Origin of the sequence: Bacillus sp. BD59S (assembly GCF_007363175.1) — a bacterium.
GTDB classification, from domain to species: Bacteria; Bacillota; Bacilli; order Bacillales; family Bacillaceae_G; genus Bacillus_A; species Bacillus_A pacificus.
The window spans coordinates 3,519,438-3,538,864 of sequence record NZ_CP034686.1; the positions used below are offsets into that span (position 1 = coordinate 3,519,438).

The 19,427-nt window shown below is 38.0% G+C and carries 17 protein-coding genes; all 17 read right to left on the bottom strand.

Features of this window, described 5'->3' with window-relative positions; all coding sequences use genetic code 11:
- Nucleotides 1–15: 15 nt before the first annotated feature.
- Nucleotides 16–297: a DUF503 domain-containing protein gene (locus tag EKQ63_RS20305; protein WP_000582364.1), complete on the bottom strand. Its 282-nt coding sequence runs from the start codon at nt 295–297 to the stop codon at nt 16–18.
- Complete coding sequence (gene infB, locus EKQ63_RS20310; RefSeq protein ID WP_000036341.1) at nt 294–2,354, bottom strand: translation initiation factor IF-2; 2,061 nt, start codon at nt 2,352–2,354, stop codon at nt 294–296. Before infB ends, EKQ63_RS20305 begins: the two co-directional genes overlap by 4 nt.
- 4 nt (nt 2,355–2,358) lie before the next feature.
- A complete protein-coding gene (locus EKQ63_RS20315; RefSeq protein ID WP_001286523.1) occupies nt 2,359–2,670 on the bottom strand; it encodes a YlxQ family RNA-binding protein in 312 nt (103 codons plus the stop codon).
- Nucleotides 2,671–2,943: an RNase P modulator RnpM gene (gene rnpM / locus EKQ63_RS20320; RefSeq protein WP_000071128.1), complete on the bottom strand. Its 273-nt coding sequence runs from the start codon at nt 2,941–2,943 to the stop codon at nt 2,671–2,673.
- A gap of 11 nt (nt 2,944–2,954) precedes the next feature.
- On the bottom strand, nt 2,955–4,061 hold the full coding sequence (gene nusA, locus EKQ63_RS20325; RefSeq protein WP_000102609.1) for a transcription termination factor NusA: 1,107 nt from the start codon (nt 4,059–4,061) through the stop codon (nt 2,955–2,957).
- Nucleotides 4,062–4,078: 17 nt separating this feature from the next.
- Complete coding sequence (gene rimP / locus EKQ63_RS20330; RefSeq protein WP_000359097.1) at nt 4,079–4,549, bottom strand: ribosome maturation factor RimP; 471 nt, start codon at nt 4,547–4,549, stop codon at nt 4,079–4,081.
- A gap of 332 nt (nt 4,550–4,881) precedes the next feature.
- Nucleotides 4,882–9,183 carry a PolC-type DNA polymerase III gene (locus tag EKQ63_RS20335; protein WP_087954502.1) on the bottom strand — a complete coding sequence of 1,434 codons (4,302 nt, stop codon included), beginning with the start codon at nt 9,181–9,183 and terminating at the stop codon, nt 4,882–4,884.
- A 124-nt stretch (nt 9,184–9,307) separates the two neighbouring features.
- Nucleotides 9,308–11,008, bottom strand: a complete 1,701-nt coding sequence (locus EKQ63_RS20340; protein ID WP_087954501.1) for a proline--tRNA ligase — start codon at nt 11,006–11,008, stop codon at nt 9,308–9,310.
- Between the two features lie 109 nt (nt 11,009–11,117).
- Nucleotides 11,118–12,374, bottom strand: coding sequence for an RIP metalloprotease RseP (gene rseP, locus EKQ63_RS20345; RefSeq protein ID WP_139866977.1), 1,257 nt, complete (start codon nt 12,372–12,374; stop codon nt 11,118–11,120).
- Nucleotides 12,375–12,390: 16 nt separating this feature from the next.
- Entirely contained in the window at nt 12,391–13,533 is a 1,143-nt protein-coding gene (gene dxr, locus EKQ63_RS20350) for a 1-deoxy-D-xylulose-5-phosphate reductoisomerase (RefSeq protein ID WP_087954499.1), read from the bottom strand.
- Nucleotides 13,534–13,556: 23 nt separating this feature from the next.
- Nucleotides 13,557–14,348, bottom strand: a complete 792-nt coding sequence (cdsA, locus tag EKQ63_RS20355) for a phosphatidate cytidylyltransferase (protein ID WP_000813584.1) — start codon at nt 14,346–14,348, stop codon at nt 13,557–13,559.
- Nucleotides 14,349–14,365: 17 nt separating this feature from the next.
- A complete protein-coding gene (gene uppS / locus EKQ63_RS20360) occupies nt 14,366–15,142 on the bottom strand; it encodes an undecaprenyl pyrophosphate synthase (RefSeq protein WP_046198502.1) in 777 nt (258 codons plus the stop codon).
- Nucleotides 15,143–15,227: 85 nt separating this feature from the next.
- Complete coding sequence (gene frr, locus EKQ63_RS20365) at nt 15,228–15,785, bottom strand: ribosome recycling factor (protein ID WP_000531503.1); 558 nt, start codon at nt 15,783–15,785, stop codon at nt 15,228–15,230.
- 2 nt (nt 15,786–15,787) lie between these two features.
- Nucleotides 15,788–16,510, bottom strand: a complete 723-nt coding sequence (pyrH, locus tag EKQ63_RS20370; RefSeq protein WP_000042663.1) for a UMP kinase — start codon at nt 16,508–16,510, stop codon at nt 15,788–15,790.
- Between the two features lie 66 nt (nt 16,511–16,576).
- Nucleotides 16,577–17,464 carry a translation elongation factor Ts gene (tsf, locus tag EKQ63_RS20375; protein ID WP_001018581.1) on the bottom strand — a complete coding sequence of 296 codons (888 nt, stop codon included), beginning with the start codon at nt 17,462–17,464 and terminating at the stop codon, nt 16,577–16,579.
- A 103-nt stretch (nt 17,465–17,567) separates the two neighbouring features.
- Nucleotides 17,568–18,269, bottom strand: coding sequence for a 30S ribosomal protein S2 (gene rpsB, locus EKQ63_RS20380; protein WP_000111483.1), 702 nt, complete (start codon nt 18,267–18,269; stop codon nt 17,568–17,570).
- A 348-nt stretch (nt 18,270–18,617) separates the two neighbouring features.
- A complete protein-coding gene (gene codY, locus EKQ63_RS20385) occupies nt 18,618–19,397 on the bottom strand; it encodes a GTP-sensing pleiotropic transcriptional regulator CodY (protein ID WP_000421288.1) in 780 nt (259 codons plus the stop codon).
- Nucleotides 19,398–19,427 lie beyond the last annotated feature (30 nt).

Consider the following 19,427-nt stretch of genomic DNA (forward strand, 5'->3'; position numbering starts at 1 on the left):
AACTCTTCACCTCATTCAATACCATTCCAATTGTGTTATCGTACGTTCAATTTCAGGAAATGAATCGATGTACTCAAGTACACGATTCATTTCTTTTTCACAAATAACACGATTAGAGGATACAGAAACAATTGCAATTTCCGTACGTTGCCATACATCTTGATGCCCCACTTCTGAAACAGCTACGTTATAACGCTGCTTCACTCGAGTTAGCACCCGTTGCAAAATTGCTCGTTTCTCTTTTAAAGAATGCACATCGTAAATCATACACTCGAATGAGAGTGAAGCGATTATCATCGCTTCACTTCTTCCATAATGTATGCTTCAATAATGTCCCCTTCTTTAAGATCATTATATCGCTCAATTGTAATACCACACTCATAGTTTTGTGCAACTTCTTTTACGTCGTCTTTGAAACGTTTTAACGTATCAAGTTGTCCTTCGAAAATTACTACGCCATCACGGATAATACGCACGCCACTATCACGTGTAATTTTACCGTCTGTTACGTAGCAACCTGCGATTGTTCCAACTTTTGTTACTTTAAACGTTTGACGTACTTCTGCTTGACCGATTACTTTTTCTTCGAATTCTGGATCTAACATACCTTGCATCGCTGCTTCGATCTCTTCGATTACTTTATAAATAATGCGGTGTAAACGAATATCAACGTTCTCTAATTCAGCTGTACGCTTCGCATTCACATCTGGGCGTACGTTAAATCCAATTACAATTGCATTAGATGCAGAAGCTAAAATGATATCAGATTCTGTAATCGCACCTACACCTGTATGGATAATTTTAACTTTAACACCTTCAACATCAATTTTACGTAGTGATGCTGCCATTGCTTCTACAGAACCTTGTACGTCTGCTTTCACAATTAAGTTAATTTCTTTTACATCGCCCTCTTGGATTTGTTGGAATAAATCTTCAAGGCTTAATTTAGATTTTTCACCACGTTGAGCAAGTAACGCTTCTTGTGCACGTGATTCACCGATTTGACGAGCTTTCTTCTCATCAGCGAATGCCATGAAACGATCTCCCGCTTGTGGTACTTCGTTTAAACCTGTAATTTCAACAGGAGTTGATGGACCAGCAACTTTTACACGACGACCAATATCACTTACCATTGCACGAACACGTCCGAATGAAGTACCAACAACGATTGGGTCTCCAACTCGAAGCGTACCGTTTTGAACAAGTAATGTCGCGATAGTTCCTTTACCTTTATCAAGCTGTGCTTCAATTACAGTACCAGTTGCATAGCGGTTTGGATTTGCTTTATATTCTTCTACTTCACTTACAAGAAGAATCATTTCTAGTAAGTTGTCAATTCCTTCGCCTTGAATCGCTGAGATTGGTACGAAGATTGTATCTCCACCCCATGCTTCTGGAACTAATTCATATTCTGTTAGTTCTTGCATTACGCGATCAGGATTCGCAGCTGGTTTATCCATTTTATTCACAGCAACGATAATTGGTACTCCTGCTGCTTTCGCATGGTTAATTGCTTCAACTGTTTGTGGCATAACACCGTCATCAGCTGCAACAACAAGGATTGTAATATCCGTTACTTGTGCACCACGAGCACGCATCGTTGTAAACGCCGCGTGACCAGGTGTATCTAAGAATGTAATCTTCTTGTCATTTACTTCAACTTGGTATGCACCAATATGCTGAGTAATTCCACCTGCTTCGCCAGCAGTTACTTTAGAGTTACGGATAGAGTCAAGTAATGTTGTTTTACCATGGTCAACGTGTCCCATGATTGTAACTACAGCTGGACGCTCTTTTAAGTTCTCTTCATCATCTTGCTCATCGATAAATGTTTCAAACTCAGTCTCGCTGACAATTACTTCTTCTTCTACTTCAATACCGTAGTCGTTAGCAATTAACTCAATTGTGTCTTTGTCTAAGTCTTGGTTAATTGTTGCCATAATTCCAAGCATGAAGAGCTTCTTAATAATTTCAGATGGCTCTTTGCTTAATTTCTTAGCAAGATCACCTACTGTAAGGCTTCCAGAGAAAGTAATTTTATCTGGTGTTTCTACAGTTTGTGTTTGTTGTCTTCCAGCAAAGTTCTCTTGACGCTTGTCTTCGTTTCCTTTGCCTTTTTTCTTTTTCTTATTGCTGTTCTTTTTACTACGAACAACTTTTTCTTCTACTTCAAACTCATCTGCAACAGAAGGTTTTTCAGCTTGATACTCATTATCTAATTTGTTTACTACTTCATCGTCTAACATTGTCATATGATTCGAAACCTCGATATTCATTTCTTTTAGTTTTGTCATAAGATCTTTACTTGAGATATTATGTTTTTTCGCATATTCATGCACTCGAATTTTACTCATACCTTCACCCCCGGTAATTTGTATCGAGCATGCTACGCAGCTTTTTCGCAAAGCCCTCATCTAACACAGCTACAACGACTCGCTCATCTCTCCCAATCGCATGCCCTAATTGTTGTCGATTTTCGACCTTTCTCATTGGTACGTTGTAGTACGTCGTTTTATCTGTGATACGCTTTGTAGTATTTACTGACGCATCTTCAGATAGCAACACAAGTTTTGCTTTGCCACTTCGTACTTCCTTTAAAACGAGTTCTTCACCCGAAATAATTTTTCGAGCCCGGTTTGCTAGTCCTAAAAACGATTTCCAATCGGACACTTATTTCGACTCCTTCTCAACAAGCTCAAGAAGCTCTTCATAAAGAGAACTGTCGATTTTCGCTTTTAGATGATGTTCCAAAACATTTTTCTTTTGAGCTTGAAGAATGCTCTCTTTATCTTTTGATAAATAAGCACCTCGTCCTGATTTCTTTCCAGTTAAATCAATAGACACTTCTCCCTCTTTGGAACGAACAATGCGAACGAGCTCTCGTTTTGATTTCATTTCTTGCGTTGCAACACATTTTCGTAACGGAACTTTTCGATTGCTCATACTCATCACCTCTATTCGATTTCGTCTTCAACTGAATCGAATCCGAATGCGACTACGCTATCTTCTTCTGTTACAATACCAAGTTGTTTCGCATCAGACTCACTCTTAATATCAATTTTCCAACCTGTTAATTTAGCTGCAAGACGTGCATTTTGTCCACGTTTACCGATAGCTAATGACAGTTGGTGGTCTGGAACAACAACAGTTGTTGCTTTCTCTTCTTCGTCTACAAGTACTTTAACAACTTGTGATGGGCTTAAAGCATTGGCAACATATTCTACTGGATCATTTGACCAGCGAACGATGTCAATCTTTTCACCTTTTAGTTCGTCTACAATGCGTTGTACACGTTGTCCTTTCGGTCCTACACAAGAACCTACTGGATCAACATCAATGTTCTCTGCATGTACAGAGATTTTAGAACGATCTCCTGCTTCACGTGCTACAGAACGAATTTCAACCGTTCCATCATAAATTTCAGGAACTTCCATTTCGAATAAACGTTTTAAAAGACCAGGATGTGTACGTGATACGTAAATTTGTGGTCCTTTTGTTGTTTTTTCTACTTTTGTAATGAATACGCGAATACGATCATGTGGTTTGTACTGTTCGTTCGGCATTTGCTCACTTACAGGTAATAAAGCTTCTACTTTCCCTAAGCTTACATAGATGAAACGAGCATCTTGACGTTGTACGATACCAACCATGATATCTTCTTCACGATCACTAAACTCAGAGTAAATAACACCACGCTCTGCTTCACGCACTCGTTGTGTTACAACTTGTTTTGCAGTTTGTGCTGCAATACGACCGAAATCTTTTGGTGTTACTTCAATTTCTAGTACGTCACCATCTTGATAGTTTGGATTAATTTGTCTTGCTTCTTCAACAGAAATTTCAAGACGTGGATCAAACACATTATCAACAACGTCTTTACGTGCTAAAACTTGGATTGTTCCCACTTGTGGGTTAAAGCTCACACGAACGTTTTGTGCTTGGTTAAAATTGCGTTTATAAGCAGAGATTAACGCTGCTTCAATCGCATCAATAATAATATCTTTGCTAATTCCTTTTTCTGACTCTAATACGAGCAAGGCATCTAACAACTCAGTGCTCATGAAGATCCCCCTTCTAACTAAAACGTAACAGCAAGTCGCGCATTTGCAACTTTGTCCATTGGAATTTGGATTTCTTTTTTACGTGTTTTAATTGTTAATAATAGTGTAATTGTAGTACCATCGTAGGAAAGCATTTTTCCTTCAAACATCTTTTCACCATCAATCGGCTCATATGTTTTAATTGCCACTTGTTTTCCTACCGCTTGCTGGAAGTCTTTCTCTTTCTTTAATGGGCGTTCTGCTCCAGGAGATGACACATCCAAAAAGTAAAGATGAGGAATTGGATCCTCTTTATCTAAAGCTTCGCTTAAACGTTCACTCACCGCACCGCATTCTTCAATGTCGACTCCCTTTTCAGAATCGATGAATACGCGTAAGAACCAGTCTTGTCCTTCTTTCACATACTCTACATCTACAAGTTCAAGATTTAACTCTTCAACGATTGGCTGCGCAAATGCTTCTACAACTTCTGTGACTTTCTTATCCATAAACAGCCTCCTTCCTGCCGCCATGTACCATTTACAAGAAAAGACCCCGCCCATAGAACGGTCTATCTTATTCTTTCTCGTTAGCTAACAAAAGCCCCTGCCGTTAAGCAGGGAATATCTGTCTTAGTATTACCAAATTTAAGAAGTAAAACTTGTAACAAAATATGTATATACGACAGAAATTTCTTACCTCTCCACATCAATAAAATGTAGATAGTAACACGAAAGAGTGGGTTTCCCCACTCTTTTTTTCACACAATATACATGACATGGTTATCTCGGTTAATAGTATACCATAGCAAATGTTGATTTGCAAAGACTTTTCCTACCTATTAGAACAGTGATAACTGGTTTTGGTCCGGCAAATCACCTAAACAACCTTGACTATCTAAGTACTCAATAATTGTTTTCGAAACCTTACTACGCTGCTGCAAGTCTTCTTTTGATAAGAAGTCTCCATTCTTGCGAGCTTCCACAATACTTAAAGCGGCGTTCGTACCAAGACCAGGTACCGCATTAAATGGAGGAATTAATGAGTCTCCATCAATAATAAAGTCTGTTGCATGTGAACGATACAAATCAACCTTTTGGAATGAGTATCCACGTTCACACATTTCAAGTGTCATTTCTAATACTGTTAATAAACTCTTCTCTTTCGGCGCTGCATCTAAACCTTTTTGCGCAATTTCATCAATTCTTGCACGTATAGATGCTGAACCTTTCGCCATCGCTTCTACGTCAAAGTCATCTGCACGAACCGTAAAGTATGCCGCATAGAATAGAAGCGCGAAATGTACTTTAAAGTACGCAATACGCACAGCCATAAGTACATATGCAGCCGCATGGGCTTTAGGGAACATGTACTTAATCTTCTTACATGAATCAATATACCAACCTGGTACATTATTACTTTTCATGTCCTCTTCCCATTCTTCTGGTACACCTTTACCTTTACGTACTGACTCCATGATTTTGAAAGCTAATGATGGGTCTAAACCTTGATAGATTAAATATACCATGATGTCATCACGACAACCGATAACTTCACTCAGCGTACATGTACCGTTATAAATTAACTCGTTTGCATTACCTAGCCATACGTCCGTACCATGTGATAATCCAGAAATTTGGACTAACTCTGAGAATGTCGTAGGTTTCGTCTCTTCTAACATCTGTCTTACGAATTTCGTACCAAACTCTGGTATACCAAGTGTACCTGTTTTACAGTTAATTTGTTCTTCCGTTACACCTAACGATTCTGGCCCTGAGAAAATTTTCATTACTTCTGGATCGTCCGTTGGAATTGTTTTCGGATCAATACCACTTAAATCTTGTAACATACGAATAACTGTCGGATCATCGTGCCCTAGTATATCAAGTTTCAATAAATTATCATGAATAGAGTGGAAGTCAAAGTGTGTTGTTCTCCACTCAGCCCCTATTGAATCTGCTGGATACTGTATTGGTGAGAAATCAAAAATGTCCATGTAATCTGGCACAACGATAATACCACCTGGATGCTGTCCTGTTGTACGTTTTACACCGGTACATCCTGCTACTAAGCGGTCAATTTCTGCATTTCGAATCGTTAAGTTATGATCATTTGCATAACCTTTTACATATCCATAAGCAGTTTTTTCCGCAACTGTACCAATCGTTCCCGCACGATATACATAATCTTCACCGAACAGTACTTTCGTATAGTTATGGGCACGTGGTTGGTATTCCCCAGAGAAGTTCAAATCGATATCGGGTACCTTATCTCCTTTAAATCCAAGGAACGTTTCGAACGGAATGTCATGTCCATCTTTTACATATGGAATATTACAAGTTGGACATTCTTTATCCGGTAAGTCGAAACCAGACCCTACAGAACCATCATTAAAGAATTCTGATTGCTTACACTTCGGACATACATAGTGTGGTGGTAAAGGGTTTACTTCTGTAATTTCCATCATCGTTGCAACGAATGATGAACCTACCGACCCACGCGAACCTACTAGATATCCGTCTACTAACGATTTTTTCACCAGCTTATGTGAAATTAAATAAATTACGGCGAATCCATGTCCAATAATACTTTTTAATTCTTTTTCTAAACGCGCTTCTACAATTTCAGGTAACTCTTCACCATAAATGCTACGCGCCATTTTATAACTCATATCACGTGTTTCATCATCTGCACCTTCAATTTTCGGTGTATATAGATCATCTTTTACTGGATGAACATCGCCAATTAATGATGCAATCTTTTGTGTATTCGTTACGACAATTTCTTTCGCTACGTCTTCACCTAAGAATGAGAAACACTCTAACATTTCATCTGTTGTACGGAAATGTACAGGTGGTAATGAATGTCGGTTTAACGGATTTGCTCCACCTTGTGAACTAACTAAAATTTTACGATACATTGCATCTTCTGGATTTAAATAATGTACGTTTCCGGTAGCAACAACTGGTTTATCTAACGTCTCACCTAGTTTTACTAAGTTCGAAATAATTGTTTTTAATTGCCCTTCATCTCGAACGAGTTCACGCTCTACCAAATGACGTAGCACTTCTGGTGGCATTACTTCAATGTAATCATAGAACTGTGCAATTTCTTCTACCTCTTCAGGAGCTTTTTGCATCATCGCCTCAAATACTTCACCTTTATCACAAGCCGTTCCTACTAAAATTCCTTCACGATATTTTTTTAATAGTGATCTCGGTACACGTGGTACACGGTAAAAATAATTCAGGTGAGAATATGAAACAAGTTTATATAAATTTTTTAATCCAACATCTGATGTAGCAAGTAATGTCATATGACTTGGACGCCCGCGCTTATACGCATCTCCTTGTCCCATGCTATCATTTAATTGGTCATGATATTCAAACCCTTTTTCAATCACATCTTTTAACATTTTTACTAGTAAGTATCCCGTTGCTTCTGTATCATAAATCGCACGGTGATGCTGAGTTAATTCAATGTCCATCTTTTTACACAACGTATTTAATCGATGATTTTTCATTTCCGGGAATAGGAATCGTGCAAGTTCTAACGTATCAATTACTGGGTTATTCGTTTTTTCTAACCCCGCCTTTTTAAAACCTACGTTAATGAAGCCCATATCGAAACTTGCGTTATGAGCAACAAGTGTATGGTCGCCCATCCATTCTTCAAACTTTTTAAATACTTCGTCTACTTCTGGTGCGTCGGTTAACATATCATCTGTAATACCTGTTAATTCAATGATCGTTGCCGATAATGGTTGATGCGGATTTGCAAAAGATTCAAAGCGGTCAATTATTTCGCCACCTTTTACTTTTACAGCAGCTAACTCAATAACTGTATCGTATACAGCTGATAAACCTGTCGTCTCAACGTCAAAAACAACATACGTTTCCTCTGCAAGTAAACGATGCGCTTCGTTATACGCTATTGGTACACCGTCATTAACTAAATTCGCTTCTACACCGTATATAACTTTAACTCCAGCCTTTTTCCCCGCAGAATATGCTTCCGGGAACGACTGAGCCACAGCATGGTCTGTAATCGCAATCGCCTCATGTCCCCATTTACCTGCTTGGGCAACAAGTCTAGAAACAGGAGTAACAGCATCCATTTGACTCATTGGCGTGTGAAGATGCAGCTCTACACGTTTTTCGCCTTCTGGGGCTTTATCTTTACGAGACGGTCCTGTTATTTCATTAATATCATTTGCAATCATTACTAAATCTCGAACAAATGTATCATTTTGAACAGAACCACGAGCCTTCACCCACATTCCCTTTTTCAAGGATTGTAGCATTGGAATATCTTCTTTATCACGTGAGAACATTTTGATCATAATCGAATCTGTATAATCCGTTATTTTTAAAGTTAATAACGTACGCCCACTACGAAGCTCTTTCGTTTCCACATGGAAGACATATCCTTGAACTGTTTTTCTTCTTTCTTCATCTTGAATTTCTCGCATCGGTGTAATCTCTTCATCTGGCTTAATAAGATACCCGAGTGTGATCGGCCCTTCATGCACAACGCTGCTTTCTTCAGCTTGCTTCTTCGCCATTTCTTCCATAGCTTGTATAACACGCTCGCGGTCTTCTTGCTGCGTTTGCTCACGAAACTTTTGCATTTCTTCTGTATTTTGCTGTATATGTGTGTCTAACTGGAAACGCGGGAATCCAAAAGCCTCGTATTGATCCCCTACTGGCTTCGCAACGTTTTTCTTTAAAGCCGTAGATTCCAGCTCATTATTCACATTTATAAGTAACTTCACTCCATTGACCTGCGGAAGCTGCTTCTTTAAATAAGCAAACATAGGTGAAAATGTAATTCGTTCCGTACAAAGTGGCCAATACGCCCTCACTTCTTCTTCAGTAAATTGTTTGTTCTCTGTTTCTAATGCAAATGTTGTTCTTGCAATATGAGAAAATGATTGCTTAAGCTTTGTTTCTAGCAATTCATATAATTCTGTAGGCAAAATACGTGGCACTTGTAAATCAAAATGCCAACTTTTATTCGCTTTATCAATAACTAACTTTTCAATGCCGCCGCCTTGTAAATATTGATTTATAAGGTCTTCTGGTATTTGCAACTGCTGGAGCAAAATTTGAAATCGCTCTTGTTGTTCATTTGTTAAAGACATAAGCACTCTCCTTCCATTTGCTATTATAAATTGAAACGTACTACAAAGAAAGATTTCTCCCTTCTTCTTTTACAAAATACGTTTACAAAGAAAGAGAAGGTACCTCATTATGAGGTACCTCTTCTTATTTTAAAATATTAGCAATATATGTTTGAAGCTCTTCTACTTTCACTTCTTCAGACTCACCTGTAGCACGTACTTTCACTTCTACAATACCTTCGTCTGCTTTTTTACCAACTGTCACGCGAACTGGAAGGCCGAATAAATCAGCATCAGCAAATTTAACGCCTGCACGTTCTGCACGATCATCTAGTAATACTTCATATCCTTGCTCTTGTAATGAGTTATAGATGTTTTCACCCATTTCACGTTGTGCATCAGATTTCATATTTACTGGAATTACATGCACATGGAACGGTGCAACAGCTTTTGGCCAAACTAAACCGTTCTCATCATTAAACTGCTCTGCAATTGCTGCCACTGTACGAGACACACCAATGCCGTAACAACCCATAATAAGTGGTTGTGTTTTTCCGTTTTCATCTAGGAATGTTGCATTCATTGCTTCACTATAACGAGTTCCTAATTTGAATACATGACCAACTTCAATTCCGCGTGCGAAAAGAATCGTTCCGTTTCCGTCTGGAGATTGGTCTCCTTCTTGAATGAATCGTAAATCCGTATATTGACTTACTTTAAAGTCACGTTCTGGATTTACATTTACATAATGGAACCCTTCTTCGTTCGCTCCTGAACATCCGTTGACAATTGCTGCTACAGCGTGATCAGCGATAATTTCGATATCACCTGTTACACCAATCGGACCTAATGAACCAACTTCACAATTTAATAATTCTTTTACTTCTTCATGAGAGGCAAGCTCAACAACTGAAGCACCGTATACATTTTTCACTTTTACATCGTTTACTTCATGATCACCACGAACAAGTACAACTACTAATTTCTCATCTACTTTAAATACCATAGACTTAATGCACTTTTCAGCTTCGATGTTTAAGAAGGCAGATACTTCTTCAATTGCTTTTTGGTCTGGTGTTGCTACTTTTTCAAGCGCTTTTTCTGCTTCGTCACTCTTCGTATACGTAGCTACAACAGGAGCCATTTCGATGTTCGCTGCATAATCAGATGTATCAGAGTATGCAATTGTATCTTCACCAACATCAGATAATACCATAAATTCATGTGTATCTTTTCCACCCATTGCTCCTGAATCAGCAATAACCGCACGGAAATTCAAGCCACAACGAGCGAAAATGTTAGAGTATGCTTTGTATAAGCGATCGTACACTTCATCTAAGCTCTCTTGTGTAGCATGGAAAGAGTATGCATCTTTCATTAGAAACTCTCTTCCACGTAATAAACCGAAACGAGGTCTTTGTTCATCACGGAATTTTGTTTGAATTTGATATAATGTTAACGGTAATTTTTTATATGATTTCACTTCATCACGTACAAGATCCGTAATTACTTCTTCATGTGTCGCTCCTAATGCAAATTCACGAGCGTTACGATCTTTCATACGCATTAATTCAGATCCGTAAGAATACCAACGACCTGACTCTTGCCATAATTCTGCAGCTTGCATCGCTGGCATTAATAATTCTACAGCACCTGCGCGCTCCATTTCTTCTCGAACGATTCGTTCTACTTTGTGTAGCACTTTTAATCCAAATGGTAAAAAGCTATAAATACCAGAAGCATTTTGACGCATAAAACCTGCACGAAGTAATAACTGATGACTCTTAATTTCAGCATCAGCTGGAACTTCACGTAATGTAGGACTAAATACCATACTTTGTTTCATTTATTCGCACCTCTTCATTTTACTCTTATACGCAGGAAAACCCCTCACCTCGAGTTAGGTGAGGGATTTTATTCTACGAGCTCTATTTCATTATAAGTTTCACTTTATTTTACAAGAAAAACTTACGAATGTCATTCCAAGTTACTACTAACATAAGTAACATTAATAATGCAAAACCAATAAAGTGAACCATTCCTTCTTTTTGACGGTCAATTGGTTTCCCACGCAATGCTTCAATTAAGAAGAAGAACAAACGTCCACCGTCTAAAGCAGGAACCGGTAGTAAATTAAATAAACCAAGGTTAATACTTAAAACGGCTGCTAAACTTAATACACGCGTAAATCCATAATCTACAACTTGATCTGTTAGATTATAAATTCCTACTGGACCTGACAACTCATTAATAGAGAATTGGCCCGTTACTAATTTCACAAGAGACTCAAAAATTAGTTTCGTCCATTGGTATGTTTGTTCAAAACCTGATTTAATAGAACCTATCACTGTTTTCTCTACAGGAGAATAAACACCGATTCTACCAACTTCTTCTTTACCTTCTTTATCAAGCGTTGGCGTTACTTTCACATTAAACTGTTCACTATCACGCTTTACTTGTAACGTAATTTCTTTATTCGGATTTTCACGTACAATGGTAACAACATCTTTCCATGTACTTGTGTTTTTCCCATCAATAGCTTGAATTGTATCATTTTCTTTTAATCCAGCTTGCTCTGCTGCACTATTCTCCATCACTTTTCCGACCATTGGTTTGTCAACAGGAACACCTTGTACAAATCCAAGAATCACAAAAATAACAAATGCTAAAATGAAGTTCATTGCAGGACCTGCAAAGATCGTTAAAGCACGTTGACCTAATTTCTTAGAGCCAAACTGTCTATTATACGGAGCAATTTGAATTTCTTCACCGGCAGTAATAATACGAGCCTTCTCATTCACTCGGAATGTTTGAAGCTCTTCCTCGTACTCTTCATAACCCGAAATTGTTAAATTATGCTCTAAATCAGCTTGTTCGACTTCAATAACTCGAACATTTGGATACTTTTCATATCCATCAAAAACTAATTTTACAACTTCGTCTTTTTCGTTTAATACAAGGCCAACCTTTTTCCCAGGCTTTAACTCGACTGTATCTGCATCCTCGCCAGCCATTCTTACATAGCCACCAAGGGGCAGTAATCGAATCGTATACACCGTTTCATTCTTTTCAAATGAGAATATTTTCGGACCAAAACCAATCGCAAACTCACGGCATAAAATACCTGCTCTTTTTGCGAAATATAGATGCCCTAGCTCATGGAAAAATACGAGTGCACCGAAAATTAATATAAAGGCAATCGCTGTATTCAATTCCATACCACCTTTGCTAAATTTGTTCCATCACAAACCGTCTTGTGGTTGCATCAATTTCCAGAATTTCCTCTAAGCTCGGACGTGCAATGACATTGTGATGGTTCATTGCTTTTTCAATGAGGTCTTCCACTGTTAAGAAACCAATTCGCTTTTGTAAAAAAGCTTCAACAGCTACTTCATTCGCTGCATTCATTACAGCTGGCATACTTCCACCTGTTTTTCCAGCTTCATACGCAAAGCGCAAGCAACGGAAACGTTCTTGGTTCATTTTCTCAAAATGTAATGTACCCATTTCCCATAAATTTAACTGCTTTGTGTCTGAAAGAGGTAATCGATCAGGATATGTAAGTGCGTATTGAATTGGTACTCGCATATCAGGTGAGCCAAGCTGTGCCATCACACTACGATCTTCAAATTCAACCATAGAATGAATAATACTTTCTTTATGTAAAACAACATCGATTTGCTCGTAAGGGATACCAAAAAGCCAATGTGCTTCAATTACTTCTAGCCCCTTATTCATCATTGTAGCAGAATCAATTGTAATTTTCGAACCCATTGACCAGTTTGGATGTCGAAGCGCATCTTCTACGGTCACATGATGCAATGCATCTCTCGTTTTATCACGGAAACTTCCACCAGAAGCCGTTATAATTAGTCGAGAAATTCTTTTTTCATTTTCACCATTCAAGCATTGAAAAATAGCTGAATGTTCACTGTCTACTGGAAGTAACGAAACATTATGTTTTCGCGCTGCTTCCATTACAAGATGCCCTGCAGTTACTAACGTTTCTTTGTTTGCAATTCCAATTGTTTTTTTCGCCTCAATTGCACGAAGTGTTGGTAACAACCCTACGCTACCTACAACAGCATTTACTACGATCTCCGCATCTGGATGTAATGCTACTTCTAAAAGTCCTTCACTACCATATACAATTTTTGTATTACCAGAGACAGCTTGTAATTTTAAAACATCTTCCTCTCTTTGCACAGAGACAATTTGCGGAGAAAATTCTTGAATGACCTTTACTGCGTAGTCAATATTTTTCCCTACAGAAAAAGCAACGAGACGGAATTGGTCTGGGTGCGAGCGTAATACATCTAAAGTTTGTGTACCAATTGATCCGCTTGCACCTAATAAACTAATGTTTTTCATGACTCCAACCCCTCGTTCATTTATTAATTGTATTGTAATAAGAAGTAGAGAATTGGTAAAACGAATAACCAACTATCTGTTCGATCTAATATACCACCATGTCCAGGTAAAATTGTACCTGAATCTTTTACGCCATAATGACGTTTAAATGCAGATTGTACTAAATCACCAATTTGTCCAAAAATAGAAATGATAATTGTCAGCACAATTAAAATTACTACATTCGATTCCACTGGGAAAAACATGTTGTAAACAAGCGCTACAATAATTCCACAAACGATGCCGCCTAATGAACCTTCAATCGTTTTATTTGGACTAATTTCTGGCCATAACTTTCTTTTTCCTAATGCTTTTCCTACGAAATATGCGCCTGAATCAGTAGCCCATATAACAAATAATGCGCAAAACACATATTTAATTCCTAAAATTCTCGTTTCATTCAAATATAAGAATCCCATTGCAACATATGTTGTTGCCATTAGTAAAAACGAAGCATTGTCAAAAGTAAATGTATTCTTAGAAAGGACTGTATATGATAAAAGTAATAAAACAATCACAAATGTGATTTCTAATTTACCTAATCCAATCCAAGTAAACAGTTCTGATGCACTACTTGGAATTAAAATAATCCATAATAATACTGCAGCTAAAACTGTTGGCACTGAAATAAGCGTAAGCTTATTCATACGAATTAATTCATATAAACCTATAGAAGCAAGTGCATACACTAAAACCGTAAAAGGCACGCCACCGTAAATTACGATGGGAATGAATAGCGCGGCAGCAACCACTCCAGTAATAATTCTCTGTTTCACTACCAAACCCTCTCTTTCTACACGCCTCCGAATCTGCGCCCTCTATGTTGAAAGTCTGTAATCGCATTTAGCAAATGTTCCTCGGTAAAATCTGGCCAATACACATCTGTAAACCAAAATTCCGAATATGCAATTTGCCATAACATGAAATTACTAATACGTAGCTCTCCGCTCGTACGGATTAACAACTCTGGGTCAGGTAAAGAACTCGTCATTAAGTAGGAAGAAAGCATTTCTTCGCTTACATCTTCAACACGAACTTTTCCTTCCTCATGATCTTTCATCATATGTTGCACAGCAGAAACGATTTCATCTCGACTTCCATAGTTTAACGCGAAATTCAGAATTAATCCCGTATTCTCTTTCGTCTCTTCCATGGCCTTCTCCATCGCTCTGCGTGTATGCGTAGGAAGACGATCTTGTTGCCCTATTACTCGGACTTGTACGTTCTCTTCAATCAATTCTGGTAAAAATGTACCTAAAAATTCTTCTGGAAGCTTCATTAAATAATCAACTTCCTTTTTTGGTCTTTTCCAGTTCTCAGTTGAAAAAGCATAAAGAGTTAATACTTTCACATTAAGTTTGCTTGCAAATTTTGTGATTTTCTTTACAACTTGCATGCCTTCATGATGTCCCGCAATACGAGGCATCGCTCTCCTCTTTGCCCATCTTCCATTACCATCCATAATGATGGCAATATGCTCTGGGATGTATCCTTTTTTCACTTCTTCAACGAGATGATCAAACGATGTGTCCTTTTTACCTTTAAAAAAAGGAAAGTTTTTAAACATCATTCATACCCTCCAGCAAGCAGACGTATGCCTAAAAGTGTAAAAAGACCCCCTTAAGAAGAGGGTCATATTTGCGAAAGTATCGCTATTACACTTCCATGATTTCTTTTTCTTTGTTTTTTGCGATTTCGTCAACTTTTGCAATATATTTATCTGTTTCTTTTTGGATATCTTCAGTATATCCTCTTAAATCATCTTCTGTAATCTCGCCAGCTTTTTCAAGCTTCTTAAGATCATCGTTACCGTCACGACGTACGTTACGAACAGCAACTTTCGCTTCTTCAGCATATTTTTTCACAACTTTTACAAGATCACGACGACGCTCTTCTGTTAATGCAGGGAACGCAATGCGAATTACAGTTCCGTCATTAGAAGGGTTTAAGCCTAAATCTGCTTTTAAAATTGCTTTTTCGATATCGCCAATAGAAGTTTTGTCATACGGTTGAATTACAAGTAAACGTGCTTCTGGAACTGTAATGTTCGCTAATTGCACAACCGGTGTTGGTGCACCATAGTAATCAACTTGTACTTTATCTAATACAGACGCGCTTGCACGGCCAGCGCGAACTGTTGCTAATTCACGAGAATAAGCAGCAACTGCTTTTTCCATTTTTTCATTTGAAGACTTTAATACTTGTTGTCCCATATTTATTTCCCCCTTACAACTGTTCCGATATTTTCGCCTAAAACGGCACGTTTAATATTACCTTTTTCCATAACTGAGAATACAATTAACGGAATATCGTTATCCATACATAGAGAAGAAGCTGTAGAATCCATTACACCTAAACCTTCTTTTAATACATCTAAGTAAGTAAGCGTTTCGTATTTCGTAGCTGTTGGGTCAATAGATGGGTCCGCATTGTATACGCCATCTACATTGTTTTTCGCCATTAAAATTACGTCTGCTTCAATTTCTGCCGCACGTAATGCTGCTGTTGTATCTGTAGAGAAGTATGGATTACCTGTACCTGCTGCAAAAATAACAACACGTTTCTTCTCTAAGTGACGAACTGCTTTACGACGAATGTAAGGCTCTGCCACTTGACGCATTTCAATTGAAGTTTGTACGCGAGTTTGAATTCCGATATTCTCCAAGCTATCTTGAAGAGCTAATGAATTCATAACTGTCGCTAACATGCCCATGTAATCTGCTCCTGCACGATCCATGCCCATCTCACTTCCAATTTTCCCACGCCAAATGTTACCGCCACCAACAACAACAGCAACCTCTACATCAAGTTCTGCAATTTCTTTCACTTGTTCCGCAACTGATTTAATAACAGCTGGGTTAATTCCAAATCCTTGCTCGCCAGCTAAAGCTTCTCCACTCAGCTTTAAAACGACACGATTATATTTCGGTTTACTCATAATGAACCTCCAATTGCTTACATCTTTATTTTAAAAAAGGGAACACAATGTGTTCCCTAATCTGTATTAGTTACTACCTTTTACTTGGTTCATTACTTCTTCAGCAAAGTTGTCTTCGCGTTTTTCGATACCTTCACCAACAGCGTAGCGAACGAATCCTTTTAATGTTCCGCCTTTAGACTCAACGAACTGACGAACTTTCATATCAGGGTTTTTAACGAATGCTTGGTCAAGTAAGCAAATTTCTTCGAAGAATTTGCCAAGACGACCTTCAACCATTTTTGCAACGATTTTTTCAGGCTTGCCTTCGTTTAATGCTTGTTGTGTTAATACTTGACGCTCATGCTCAACTTCTTCAGCTGTTACAGCATCGCGGTCGATGTATTTAGGGTTAACTGCAGCGATGTGCATTGCAACATCTTTAGCAGCCGCTTCATCAGTAGAACCTTCAAGAACTGTTAATACACCAATGCGTCCACCCATGTGTAGGTAAGCGCCGAATGCATCTGCATCAGTTTTTGATACGATTTCGAAACGACGAAGTGTTAGTTTTTCACCAATTTTAGCGATTGCTTCGTTGATGTGCTCCTCAACTTTTTTACCGTTTTCCATTGTTTGAGCCATAGCTTCTTCAACGTTAGCTGGTTTGTTAGCTAATAAGTGAGCAGCTAATTCTTTAATTAATGTTTGGAAACCTTCGTTTTTCGCAACGAAATCAGTTTCAGAGTTTAATTCTAAAATTAAACCGTCGTTACCGTTTGTTTCGATGAAAGTTAAACCTTCAGCAGCGATGCGGTCTGCTTTTTTAGCAGCTTTCGCGATACCTTTTTCACGTAAGAAGTCAATTGCCTTCTCCATGTCGCCGTTAGTTTCTGTTAAAGCTTTTTTGCAGTCCATCATACCTGCGCCAGTTTTTTCACGTAATTCTTTTACCATTTGTGCAGTGATTGCCATACTTTTCATCCTCCTAAAATATGTATTTATACCTTTTATAAAGGTGTTTATACCTTAAAAAAGGTGATAAAAGGCCGAACCCCTTATCACCTTTCCAACTTTGTTACGCAGTAACAGTTTCTTCACCTTGTTTTGCTTCAAGGATCGCGTCTGCCATTTTAGATGTAAGAAGTTTTACAGCACGAATTGCATCATCGTTTGCTGGGATAACGTGATCGATTTCGTCTGGATCACAGTTTGTATCAACGATACCGATGATTGGAATGTGTAATTTGCGTGCTTCAGCAACTGCAATACGCTCTTTACGAGGGTCTACTACGAATAATGCACTTGGAAGACCTTTCATATCTTTAATACCGCCTAAGAATTTCTCAAGACGCTCTAACTCTTTTTTAAGTTGAACAACTTCTTTCTTAGGTAGTACTTCGAAAGTACCATCTTCTTGCATTCTTTCGATGTCTTTAAGACGCTTGATACGCTTTTGGATTGTTTGGAAGTTAGTTAAAGTTCCACCTAACCAACGTTGGTTAACGAAGTACATACCAGCACGAGTTGCTTCTTCTTTAATAGCTTCTTGTGCTTGTTTTTTAGTACCTACGAATAAGATGTCTCCGCCTTCAGCAGCGATGTCACGCATAACTTTGAAAGCTTCCTCAACTTTTTTCACAGTTTTTTGTAAGTCGATGATGTAGATACCGTTACGCTCTGTGAAAATGTAACGCTTCATTTTTGGGTTCCAACGACGAGTTTGATGTCCGAAATGAACACCAGCTTCAAGCAATTGCTTCATAGAAATTACTGACATAATATAGTTCCTCCTAAATGGTTTTTGATATCCTCCGTTTACTTCATCTCTAAGCGAAACTACAAACGTAGCACCAACACTTAAATCAGTAAACGTGTGTACTTTGTACTGACACCACTGCTTACTATATCATACTGAAATATTACAATCAAGTCGAAAATGCGAACAATGTAAAACTTTCTTTGTTCATACTCGAATTCTAGTATTACCAACCTGCATTTCTTTTAAGCAAAAAAGTGAAATGCAATTTATAGTTTTTCAAAAAATGCGATTATGCCGCTATTTACTAACAGCATCAATCTTTTATACACAAAAAACTCTCCTCAAAAATGAGGAGAGTTTTATAAATTAGTTTGTTTTTAATTTAGCAAGTTCATGTAAGAATTTGTCGTTTAATACTTTAATGTATGTTCCTTTCATACCTAAAGAACGCGACTCAATTACACCAGCACTTTCTAATTTACGAAGTGCATTTACGATTACTGAACGAGTGATTCCTACGCGGTCAGCAATTTTACTTGCAACAAGTAAACCTTCTGTTCCGTTTAATTCTTCGAAGATGTGCTCGATTGCTTCTAACTCACTGTAAGATAATGAGCTGATCGCCATTTGAACAACAGCTTTGCTACGTGCTTCTTCTTCAATTTCTTCTGCTTTTTCACGTAAAATTTCCATACCTACAACAGTTGAGCTGTACTCAGCAAGAATTAAATCATCATCTAAGAACTCTTGACCAAGACGAGCTAAAACTAATGTACCTAGACGCTCACCGCCACCAACGATCGGTACGATTGTAGTTAAACCTTGACCAAATAATTCTTTATTTTCTACTGGGAATGCTGTGTAAGCACTGTTTACATCTAAGTTTGAAGATGTTTCTGTAATGTTGAATAAGCTTTGTGTATACTCTTCTGGGAATTGACGCTCTGCAAGCATTTGTTTCATACGCTCATTCTCGATTTGTTGGTGAATTGCATAACCTAGTAATTTACCACGACGGCTTACTACGAATACATTCGCTTCGATTACTTCACACATTGTGTCAGACATTTCTCTAAAGTTTACAGGCTTTCCTGCTGCGCTCTGTAATAACGCATTTAATTTTCTTGTTTTTGCTAATAATTCCATTTCAAAAGTTCCTCCTACATGTTACTCACA